This window comes from Psychroserpens sp. Hel_I_66 (assembly GCF_000799465.1).
Taxonomy (GTDB): Bacteria; Bacteroidota; Bacteroidia; order Flavobacteriales; family Flavobacteriaceae; genus Psychroserpens.
On sequence record NZ_JUGU01000001.1, the window covers coordinates 1,747,688 to 1,759,570 of the forward strand.

The 11,883-nt window shown below is 29.7% G+C and carries 10 protein-coding genes; 4 read left to right on the forward strand and 6 right to left on the reverse strand.

From position 1 onward, the window contains the following. Positions 1-309: 309 nt before the first annotated feature. The 6 genes from GQ40_RS07935 to GQ40_RS07965 all read right to left on the reverse strand — a co-directional run bounded on the left by GQ40_RS07935 (position 310) and on the right by GQ40_RS07965 (position 7,834). Complete coding sequence (locus GQ40_RS07935) at positions 310-2,157, reverse strand: hypothetical protein (protein WP_047547312.1); 1,848 nt, start codon at positions 2,155-2,157, stop codon at positions 310-312. Continuing rightward, a complete protein-coding gene (locus GQ40_RS07940; RefSeq protein ID WP_047547314.1) occupies positions 2,144-3,097 on the reverse strand; it encodes a DUF4407 domain-containing protein in 954 nt (317 codons plus the stop codon). Before GQ40_RS07940 ends, GQ40_RS07935 begins: the two co-directional genes overlap by 14 nt. After that, the gene (locus GQ40_RS07945; RefSeq protein ID WP_047547316.1) at positions 3,098-4,366 is read right to left on the reverse strand and encodes a DUF4407 domain-containing protein; all 1,269 of its coding nucleotides are present in this window, start codon (positions 4,364-4,366) and stop codon (positions 3,098-3,100) included. It abuts the gene before it with no gap. Positions 4,367-5,325: 959 nt separating this feature from the next. Next, positions 5,326-5,994 carry a response regulator gene (locus tag GQ40_RS07955; protein ID WP_316931467.1) on the reverse strand — a complete coding sequence of 223 codons (669 nt, stop codon included), beginning with the start codon at positions 5,992-5,994 and terminating at the stop codon, positions 5,326-5,328. Next, positions 5,994-7,634, reverse strand: coding sequence for an ATP-binding protein (locus GQ40_RS07960; RefSeq protein WP_047547321.1), 1,641 nt, complete (start codon positions 7,632-7,634; stop codon positions 5,994-5,996). The genes GQ40_RS07955 and GQ40_RS07960 overlap by 1 nt, the downstream gene beginning before the upstream one ends. 29 nt (positions 7,635-7,663) lie before the next feature. Then, on the reverse strand, positions 7,664-7,834 hold the full coding sequence (locus tag GQ40_RS07965) for a hypothetical protein (protein WP_156115542.1): 171 nt from the start codon (positions 7,832-7,834) through the stop codon (positions 7,664-7,666). A 348-nt stretch (positions 7,835-8,182) separates the two neighbouring features. On the opposite strand from GQ40_RS07965, the gene GQ40_RS07970 reads away from it, so the two are divergent. The 4 genes from GQ40_RS07970 to GQ40_RS07985 all read left to right on the forward strand — a co-directional run bounded on the left by GQ40_RS07970 (position 8,183) and on the right by GQ40_RS07985 (position 11,783). Then, entirely contained in the window at positions 8,183-8,968 is a 786-nt protein-coding gene (locus tag GQ40_RS07970; RefSeq protein ID WP_047547325.1) for a hypothetical protein, read from the forward strand. 297 nt (positions 8,969-9,265) lie between these two features. Next, positions 9,266-10,588, forward strand: coding sequence for a tyrosine-type recombinase/integrase (locus tag GQ40_RS07975; RefSeq protein WP_052184192.1), 1,323 nt, complete (start codon positions 9,266-9,268; stop codon positions 10,586-10,588). Then, positions 10,575-11,309, forward strand: coding sequence for a hypothetical protein (locus GQ40_RS07980; RefSeq protein WP_047547327.1), 735 nt, complete (start codon positions 10,575-10,577; stop codon positions 11,307-11,309). Before GQ40_RS07975 ends, GQ40_RS07980 begins: the two co-directional genes overlap by 14 nt. Before the next feature lie 45 nt (positions 11,310-11,354). Beyond that, the gene (locus tag GQ40_RS07985) at positions 11,355-11,783 is read left to right on the forward strand and encodes a hypothetical protein (RefSeq protein ID WP_156115543.1); all 429 of its coding nucleotides are present in this window, start codon (positions 11,355-11,357) and stop codon (positions 11,781-11,783) included. Positions 11,784-11,883: the final 100 nt, after the last annotated feature.

The following is an 11,883-nucleotide window of genomic DNA, read 5'->3' on the forward strand; positions in this document are numbered from 1 at the left end:
ATAAGTAATAAGATATTTAAAATAAAAACAATTGAGGATATACTAAATATCAAAAAGAACGCATCATCATTACTCACTTGATAAGTGATGAAGTTAACAAATGGTTTTATTAAAAAAAATATGGATATAAAAATCGAAATATTTCCTGCGATTAATAGTGGCATTTTCGCAGTTATCGCACCTTCTTCTAAGCTAAAAGTTTTAAAACTTTTATAGATTATAGCTCTATTTAGAACAATCAATGTTAATACATAGAATAGCAACATAAATAGCAACATTATTAAATATTTTGATGATTCCATAGTTTACTTATTTTAGATTTAAGTTCCAGTAATTTGTGTTTTTAATTTCATTTGAAATTTCTCCAATTCCAAAATTTTTCGTTGTGGTTTCCCATAAATAATAGCGTTTGTCATTATACTCTTTATATGTTAATTCATTTAACTTTTGACCAGTATTAATTCCTAACAAAGAATGTTTATAGTACTCACTTCCAAAAATAGCAACATCATATTTATAATGTTTCAATATTGTAAATAACAAAAGTGTCCTAGAATCACAGTCAGCTTTAAGATCTTTTAAAAATTCTGCAGGCGATTTAATTCCATGTTTTATGTAGCCTTGACAGGGATTATTTTGAAGTAACTGCCTCAATGATTTATCTTGATAATCAAAAGGGTTACACGAATCATCTAAGATGGCATAATAAGGAATACTTTGAATCATAGACACTACAACATCTGGGAATTTAAGGTATGAAATATCATTGCTTGATTTAATGGAATCTAAGGATCTAAAGACAAAATATAAAGACTCTTTAGATTCAATAGAAAGTTTACCTAGTAAACTATTATAGTCTAGCTCTGTATATAGATTTGGAAAAGTTTGTTTAATATTACTTTCATACAAAACATAATCACTGTTTACTTTTAAATTGGTACTATATTTATTTTTATCGGAATCTTCCCATTCAACAAAATGGATAAAATCTATTGAGGTATTTTCCTTTACGTTTTCAATGGTTTTCGGGACTCTTTTTGGTTTGGTTGGTATAGAGCTACTACCAGTATTAATAACATTAAATAAATTATAAAAAGATAAAAGTACAATACCTATAAAAAGTAAGTTAAATAAGTAACCTAATATATTAAATCGTCCTAAAAACTGAAACAGTTTTGGAATGAGCCACATTGCAGCAATAAAAACCGCTATCCATAAACTATACCATCCGAATATTGAAATTAAAACCGTAAGAAAGCCAATAAAGAATAATGCAGAAATCAGATAACCTATAACTTGAAATAATATACCTACTCCTTCAAAAAAAGCCCCAAAGCAACCCACATTTATATTACTTGGTTTTGTGTTATTATAAGCTGTATTTGAATTAAATGAAGCTTTGGATTTACCTATAATAGAGTTTAGCCTTTTATTCGATTTATACGCTATTTTGAAATCATCTAAGAAAGTACTTGATTTTGAACTATCAATTATTTCGGATTCAACAAATACTGCTTTAAAATAAACATCCTTTTCTATTCCTAAATCAATTTCATCTGAGTCGAAATGACTAAAATCTTTTCGCCATTCAATAAATTTAGAATTATTCTTTGGAATAGCTTTGATTTTTACTTTTTCTCCAAAAGCATAATATTCTTTTTTAGGCTCTATCTCTATTTCACCTTCACCAACAACACTAGGGAAAAGTTCATAAAAACTTACTTTTTCAATTTCTTCTCTATTATTCTTTTTAAGCCCAAATACTTTAACATTTATGGTTGAAAATATTTTTCCTTCATCTTTAACCGTGTTATATCTATCAATTTTTAGTTCGCCCTTTTCTGTAACAAAAGCATCATCACAGATTATTTTATCAAAATTGGCGTTAAAAGCTAGTTCTTTATCTCCATCATTAACATATGTAGAAATGTTATACGGTAATTGAAGAGCAAAAACACGATCTTTATTTATTCCTGTTGGTACATTTGGTGCAATGTACTTTTTATAAACATATAATTTAGTGGAAAGTATATTTTCTATTGAAAATTCATCACCATTAATAAATTGATTTAATTTAACACCTGAAAACTTAAGTTTTAAATTACCCTCCACATAATTGTAGTCCTCATAAACGATTACTGTTTCAATTATTTTCATTGAGTAACCATTTAGAAAATTCAGAATCACTTTGTAATTCTAAATCATTAATTTTTATTGTATTAAAAGGAGGGTCTTGATACGTTGTTTGCCAAGTTAAATTTAGTGCCTCATAATTTCTTTTAAGTATACTATTATATTGTTCGACGAATGTATAATGATTTTCTAAAACCAATTTACTTTGAATTCTTTTTTTATTTCTGTAATAACCAGAATCAATGGATATACGAGATTTAATTAAAATTGGTGATATAAAAATGAAAACAAATAATCCCGAAAAAATCCATATATACCAAGTCTCAGAACTGGTATCCATCAATATCATTTTTCTAATAAAAAAGTTTCTTGAATATTGATAGTTAATAAAATTTTCTAATCGACTTGTTTTATCCCATTGAAAGTTTGCAACTTCTTCTGCTAATAGATCTTGTGATAAATTTAAATTTTGGCTTTCTTTTAATTTATAGACATATTCTTTATTTAATATTTGATTTCTTATTTCTATTTCCTTAATAATATTATCATTTAGTAGTGTATCTACTTTATTAGAAAACAAGCTATACTCTATGGGTTGAGAAACAATTACTCCTAAAAATACTAGAAACCCAATCCGTATTACATACGAAGCAATTCTTCCAATTTTACTGACGCTTTTCTTAGGTAATACATTTTTAGTAAGCGTATATAAGATGAATAAATAAAGAAACAATATTACGAAAGCAAAATAAACACCAATAGCAAAACCAAAATAATAGGATTCTAATAATTCATAAACACCATAAGTAAAACTAATTCCAGTAATTAATAAAATAGTAATTACAATTAAACCCATAACACTAAACTTAACCCTTATTTTTTTAGGGCATTCAGATAGTATGTAAGGGTCTTCACCTGCAAACCACCAAAGAAATTTACTATGTTCTAGAAATTTAAATTTCATTTAAGAATACTTAATAAAATCCTCTGGATTACTGTCTATTTTTTTCTTTTCAGATTCTTCAAATTTCTCAATAGCATATTTAGTGATCCTTATTTGAGCATCATGAAATTCTTTTTTTTCTTGAATTTCTTTTTCTGCATTAAGAAAACGGACTAACTCTCTCTGTACTCCTTGTTTATCTTCATAATAATCTTCTTCAATGTAAATTCCACTTTGAGCTAATTCTAATGCCTTATAATTACTAGACATGTAATCGTATGGTGATTTTATAAGCATTAGTTTAAAGAAAATAGGTGTCAACTCTATGGCTAAAAACAAGAGCATTAAGAAAATTGAAACCATAGGATACTCTTCCTCTGCTATTGTAATTCTCTCAGCCAAACCATCTAGACCAGATAACCCTACGCTTATATTATCAATTTCTTTATTTTTTTCTTCAACATAACCTTTAATTTCTTTATTTAAATCTGTTATAAGAGGATCTAACCTTCCTCTTAAAACATTTCGGTCATTTAATCTATCTTTCTTTATAATTTCCAACCTCCTTGCAATTTCTCCAACACCTCGTCTTCCCGGTCTTGTTATTTCTTCTTGATAGTTTTGTTCTGATAATGTATATGCATCTTCGGCTTTATCAATTTCTCTTTGATATTTAGCAATAGTTGCATTTTTTTCAGCAATTCTAGACACATATTTATCTTCAATAGTTTTAACAGCGTCTTCTTTTAATCGTTCTTGTTTTACTTGTAACTTGGCATCAATCTCCCCTTTCAAAATTCTTATTTCTAAAGGTTTTGATATAGAAATAGCAATTATACAGCCCATAATAATTCTTGGTAAAGCACTTTTTAATTCACCCCAAGTAATAGCTTCACTTCCATCACCTGTACCAGTGCTAGTAACAATAAAGCGATCTATATTGTAAATAATTAAGCCCCAAACTAAACCAAAAATTAATGCTATGATTGTAGTGCCTACATCCGTACTTTCTGTAAATCCGGCAACAGTATTAATTGCATCAGAACCACCAGTCTTCTCCCATAACTCAGATACATCTGAAGCTTTAGGTTTAAATATGGTATAAAAAGCGTAACCACCAGATAATCCAGCCATTATCGCCGTTGCGACAACAATACCTCCTAAACAAAAATATTTAATTTGGTCACTGTAAGTAGATTGACTTAAGATGTATTGATCCCCTCCAGCTGCTTTCCAAAACAACTTCATTATTTTAGAAGGTTTAGGTGTTTGATAAGTTTGCTTGCTCATACTTGTTGGTTATATTGGTTAGACTATAATTTTGTTTTCTTATTTCTGATTCTAGCTTTACAGTTTTTGAAACATTAACTGTTTGTGTTCTTTCCAATCTTTTATAAATCTTCATATGCTTTTGCCTTATTAATGAAGAAAGATGAAATTTTTTGTGAGATATTATTTTTGTGGATTTAATTGTAGTTATATCGCTTCTCTTCTAAAATAGTGAAAAATTGACTTCAATGGAGGCTGCTTTTACCTGAAGAAAGATAGTTTGATTACTAAATAATCCTTGAAGTTTAACTTTTATCGAATCTGTATTTTTATGCGTCGAAACTAGATAAACACTCTGTTTAGGGACTAAAACATCGTTTATATAAACTTTTGTACAATTTTTAAAATAAAGCGATACTCGAAAGAGTTGTTTGTCATTACCATCATAACTACATACATGAGAGCTTATTAAATTACATTTAAATGTATTTAGAATAGTTTTTAGCATAAAATTGGTTAGTTAATTAAATATAGAAAATTAAAATAATTAAAATGTCCTATTCTTTCTAAATTCATTCTCAAACATAGATTATTCAATAAAAGTCCTTACGGAAAACCGTAAGGACTTTTATTTCATTAATATAAATTCATGCCCATATATTTAATGCCAGAAAATTTTATCGACTCAATTACTTTCTACTTTTCCCTATTTAATTACAAACTTAAAGTCTATTACAATGACTACATAAGGGTTTTCCTCCCGTGCCGGACTTTCTGTTTTGTTTTTCAATATTATTTCCTTCAGTACACCTATTGTTATTATGGTGTACATGTGAGTTGATACTGTAAAATGGTGATACTTTTGCCATTATTTTATAATTTAAAGTTCTACATCAAATATAAAACCATTAAAAAACGAATCCTTACGGGAAACCGCAGAGATCAAGAAAAAATCTTTAAATTAAGTTGTTTTAAAGGAATTAAATCAATCCTAAGTCTTTAACAATACTGATCAAATGAGTAGCATTATTAGCCTTAAATTGAATGAGGAGTTTGTTTTGACGTTTTTCAACAGAGCTTAAACTACTAGGTCTGATTAATTTCTCTTTAAACAAAAGACTAATTTGTTCTTTAGAATAACCAAAAGACAATTGTTTTAGAAGCTCAAGATCATAATCGTCTATTTCTAAATTAGTTTTTGGGCTTAGAGCTTGCTGAACTTGAGGGGATAAAAATTGCTCTTTATTATTTATTGCTGTAATTGCTTTTTCCAATTCTGCTGTCCCATTTCTATCTTTACAAACGTATGCATTAACATTAAAATTATTAATAAGCAACCTCACTTTTTGAAGTTGATCTTTCATTGAATAAACAATTATAGGTAAGTCTTTATAGTCTTTTCTCAAAGCATCAATTAGATCTTCTCCAGAACAAAATTTGCACTCGCGATGATCTCCTTTAAATGATAAATCTGAAATAATTAGATCAAACGGTTCTTTATCAAATTCTGCTTTTTTGATTTTTAGAAAAGCATCATCACAATATTGAGCTTTTTGAATATTGCCAATATCAAGTGATTGTAAAACATCCAATACACTTTTATTAACATCGTCATGATCATCTACTATTAAAACTTTTTTAAACATCATTAAATCTTAAATTTTGCCTTAAACCCTTTGTTCATTTCTGTTTCAAAAGTAGTCGTTCCATTTAATGATGCAATACGGTTTTCCACATTCCGCAAACCCGTACCTTTTTTCAATAGGCCACCAATACCATTATCACTGTAGTTTACATACATAGTTTTCCGATTGGTTTCAAAAGTCAGTACAACAATTGAAGCCTTACTATGCTTTTTCATATTTATTAATAACTCTTGCACCACTTTATATATAGTGATTCTCTTAATTTCTGAAAAATTAGCCCAATTTAATTTTATGTTCCCTTTTACTATAACATTTGTATTAGAATCATTGTAACTTAAAATTAAATCATTTAAAATATCTTGAAAATCACCCTTCAAATCTATTAGACTATGTTCTTTTGAAATATCTCTGGTTTTATGATAAATATGCTCCATGTCATCAATTAGTTCATCATCTGGATTGATACTTTGTAACTTCATCATAATATGAAAAACTTCATTTGCTATTTCATCATGAACTTTTTTTGATATTTGTGATTCGGTACTAAAAGCTTGTTGAAGTTTATCTCTCCTGTGTTTAGATCTAAGTAAAAAATAAAAAACAAAACCTAATATTATTAGGAAACTTGCTATTACAAAAAGAAGTCGACTTTTTGCATTTGCCTCCTGCGTTTTTAATTCACTCTTGCTTAAATCGTATTTCATCAATGCGAACTTTTCCGAGGTGTCTTTTTCAGCTTTATATAAACTATCATTTAACTTTTTATAAGCTTTTGCAAATTCATCTTCGCTTAAATCTGTTAATAAACCAAGTGCATCATTTCTATATGAAGCTGAGTTAATCTTATTGGCTAATTCATTCGCTTTTAAAGCATACTTTCTTGCTTCATTTGCATTTCCAATACCGTTAAAATATTTCGCTAAATGTGAATAACTAGTATAGATACTTGACGTGTCATTTGCTTGCTCTCTAAGCTCCAAAGCTTGCTTCATAAACACTAAACCATCAGGGTTATTTTGCAGCGAATTAATCACTCCTAAATTATCTAAAACAAGAGCTTTGGATAATTTACTATCAACTCTTGGAAAAATCTTTAATGCCTTTAATAGCTGATCTTGGGCTATTGTTGTCTCATTATATTTTTTATGTAAAATTGAAATATTATTAAATACAATCAAACTGTCTTTTGCTGTATCGGAAATTGATAAAACCTTATTATATAATTTTAATGTTTTATCCTTATTTCCATTTTCATTATAAATATTCCCTAAGAGATTATAGAAGCTGGTTTCAAAATTTGACAAATCAATTAAGCTTTTTGAATTATCTATAATTTTTAAACCTTTTACCGCAGTTTTTTCGGCAGTAGTGTAATCACCGTTTTTATAATCTATACTTGATAAAAAATAAAGACACCTTAAAGTAGTATCTATGTTATCATTTTTAATTGCACTATCATAACACTTACTAAAGTATTTGTAAGCTTTAGACAAGTCATTTCCATTTTTAGGATTAAGTACTCGTAAGGAATAATATTTTAAGCTATCAATTGATTCTTGAGCTAAAACATTCTCAATTCCAATAAAAAAAAAGAGACAATAGATTATATAAAAAAAGAGGAATGAAGTTTTGGTTGATTTCATTCCTCTAATGTACTAACAAATTTTCATTTTCAACCACCTACTTCATCTCCAGGCGGCGGTGGAGGTGGCGGAGGTATTTCACCTGTTTCACCACAACAAGATTGAGGCTCCATAATTTCATCTACAATATTTTCTGGTGTACAGGATGTAAAATTTGCTCCAATAAATAATAACAAAAACATATAAGTTATTTTCTTCATAATTTTAAAATTTTGCAAAAGTGTGGCTGATTGAGAAATCTCAAATTGTTTTAAAGCCAAGCTTTATGATTACTATTTCGGGAATTTGGAATTGCAAAATAAAAGTCAAGTATCGCTTCCCTTTCTCGATAGCAGATATCTTATTTTACGGGTTTCCGTATCAATCAATTTTGCACTTTAGTTATGTTAGCAATGCATAGCTATTCTTGATTGTGAAGCAAATAAAAAGAGAATAACAAACTATTAATGGAAAGTAGCTGGTAAGTATTTGGTAATTTGTAGGAAAAAAAATTCCAACATTTTTCCAACAGGAAACTTTACATTAACCAAAATTTAAACCAACCCAAAATGCATAAAAAAATAACACTTGGAGCTTTTCAAAAAGCGAAAGAAAACGAACAAAAAAAGGGAGCTAGAATACCCTCAAAAAATCGTTTATCTAAAGTTTTATCTGATTATATTTTTAGTGAGATGAATTTCTCTATAGGTGAAAGAAGTTTGAAGAACTACTTTGACAAATCATTGGAAATTAAAGAGACAAATGAAGACATCAATATTGCTCAACTTGATGTAGTCAATGGGCTATGTAGATATTTAGGTTATAAAAATTATGAAGATTACATTTTAAATTCAAAAAAAAATAATGATAATGATGTAAATGACATTGTACATATTGATCAAGATGGAGAATCCACGAATATAGATAAACTTAAAAACAAAACATTGTTTGCACGGTTTCGTAGTTCTTCGGCTCTCAATAAATTGTTAATTATAGTTTTTTCTATTATTGTTTTGGTAATAATAACTATTCCCCTAAGTAATACGATAGGTAATCAAACAAGATGGATGGTTTGGCAAGAAGATCATTATGTAGAAGTAGAATTTGACGCTGAGAAATATAATGTCAATCAACTTAAATTGTTCAAAGAAGAGCGTATTAGACTATTTAAAAAAATCTCTCCAGACTGCTTGGAAACAATTTTTTTTAATGGTGATGGTAGCGTTAATATTTGGTATGGAAAAAACAAGGATAAAAAGTTAGAATATTTTACAGCTCTTGGCCTACATCCACAAACAGGAAAATCTCTTAAACCAATTACTCATTATATGATTGATAAGTACATCTGTAATTAATCTAAATTATAATTTTATCTAGAAATATATTTTTAAAAAAGTATTATTAAATCAATATTTATATTATGTTTGATATCAAACATTTACAAACAAAAAGTGAACACAAAACTGAACACGTTTTGGAACACGATTAAGAACACGGTAATTTTCAAGTAATTGAAAACCAATATTTTAAAAATCCTTAAAATGGCTTTTTGAAATTCATAACCCGGAGGTCACGAGTTCAATTCTCGTTCTCGCTACAAAACGTAAACAAATGAAATTAAGCGGTTTAGATTCTCACTAAACCGTTTTTTTATGTTTACAATTAAAGATTTTATTACTTTTGCATACGAATGTGAATACGATAATGCATACGATTTGTCAAAACAACGATCTTTTTCTAATCCAAAAATATATACCGCTAGAGGTAACTTGAAAAAGCGCTGGTACGTTTATTTTTCATTTAGGAATCCCGATAATGGAAAATTAAAGCGGCTTACACCATTTTATGGAACAGCCAATCAATACAATACGAAAGAAGAACGATTGGAAGTTCTAACCGTTTACAGGAAAACCCTACTCAAATTACTAAATCTTGGATACAATCCCTTTGAGGATAATTCAGCTTTACACAGTAAGCTTACACAAACCAGGAAAACCGAGAGTGAACAGAATCTACCTTCGGAGAAAAGCGGTGAAGCAACCCAGGTTGAAGAACCCAAAATGCGAATCGATCAAGCTTTTCAGTTTGGATTGAAACAAAAGGAAAGAGTTGTAAGTAAGCGCACCTTGAAGGATTATGAGAATAAAACAAATTCTTTTTTGAACTGGCTCAAAAGCAATCATCCAGATGCACCAACGGTAGACAAATTGAACAAGAGCATATTTCAGAATTTCCTAAACGATATTCTTGCCAATTCCTCCCCTCGCAACAGAAATAATTACAGAACTGATCTGAGCAGTGTCCTACAAGTTTTAGTAGACAATGAAATCGTCCAATTAAATTATCTCAGGGGAATAATAAAACTTAATTCAAAACCTGAGCGCCATAAGACATATTCCAGTGAGACCGAAACTAAAATCTTTGATTACCTAAAGGATAACGATCCAATTTTATTACTCTTCATTAAATTCTACTCATATACTTTTATGAGACCCATTGAAGTATGCAGGATCAAGGTCAAGAATATCAATGTAAAAGATAGAACGGTTCAATTTAAAGCTAAGAACAGCAAATTAAAAACGAAAATACTTCCACAGATATTACTGGATGACCTTCCCGATCTATCTAAACTCAAGCCAAACACACTGCTTTTTACCCCTGAAGGAATTGGTGGCGATTGGGAAGCTAGTGAGAACAGCAGAAGGGATCACTTTACTAAAAGATTCAAAAAAGTTGTCAAGGACCACTTCAGGCTTGGAATAGATTATGGCCTCTACAGTTTCAGGCATACATTTGTCACAAAACTTTACAAGGAGCTTTCAAAGAAGTACTCTCCAAATGAGGCGAAAAGTAGATTGATGCAAATTACCGGCCATTCCACAATGTCAGCCCTTGAAAAATATTTAAGGGATATCGATGCCGAATTGCCAAAAGATTTTTCCGACATGCTAAAAAGAAACGATGGCCAAGACTAAACTCCACGATTATTACATAAGCCTAATCCCCAACCTGGTCACGGGATTGCTTTTTTACATACCCAAGACCGAGTTACCTCTTGAGGTCATTGATGAACTGATGAAATTAGCCAACCATGACTTTTTCAATCAGGTTTTTGCATTTGATGAATATAGGGGACCAGTGGAATACAATTCAAAAAGTAGTAAGAAAGGATTGTTCTCAATATCCGCAAATCTTGAAAAGAAAATTTTTGGTCTACTTGAGAAAAAAGGAGAAGTTTCCGAAACTGAATTTAAATATCTTTTGGAGAAATACAGATTTCTTGTAGAAACACTTTTTTCATACAGTCAATGGATGAACGATAACTTGGGCAAACTTCATCAAGATAATGAAAACTTAGAAAATTTGTTTCGCTATCAGTTTTCTGTCTACAGAAAGCATCTTGAAACGGTCTTCAGCACATTCTACGATTCCAGATCCGTTCCATCATCTCAATATTTTGATTCTAAAAAAATCATAGATGAATTCTTTCCCGATCTGGCAAAAAGTTTTTCCAAGGACACAGTTTCCGGTTTGCTCAACACGCAAAAGTTGACAGTTGCTAAAATGGACAGTCCAAAACAATCTTCTACTGTTCATCAAAGCATGCCACCACAAGAACCAAAACAGAAAAAATCAATTTTATCGGAGGAAGAAGCTAAAAAAGTTTTATTGAAAACTTACTTCGGTATAGATTAAAATTTTTAATTTACCGTAAATTAAACGTTTAATTTACGCTTATCTATGAAAAATATCGATTTTTGTGCACATTGCGGAAAGGAATATGAACCTAATCGAAGAGGTGCCCAAAAGTTTTGCAGTAACTCCTGCAGAAGTAGAAGTTGGCAAGTTAAACAAAAACGCAATGGATTATTGACGTCTGGCAAAAAAGAAGAACTACCAAAAAAAAATGAGCCAACAGCAAGCAATAAAATAACCGCTGCTGGAATAGGAAATGCCGCTATTGGAACTGCCGCTGTAGACATCACCAAACATATATTTACACCAGAACCAAAAAAGAACGCCACCAAGGAAGATGTCAGAAAACTTTCTTCAATTATAAAGGGGCAGCGCTATTTTCCAGTGAAAAATATGGCTTTAGATAGTTTTGGCAGGAAAGCCTTTTACGATATTGAAACGGAGAATGTTATATATACATTTAGTAAATATTGATTGTTAGATCACTCCATATAATCCTGCCATGTTATAAGTACAAATTTCCGTGAGCTATTTTCATACTTGCTCAAGAATCCATATTCATAGACAAACAGAT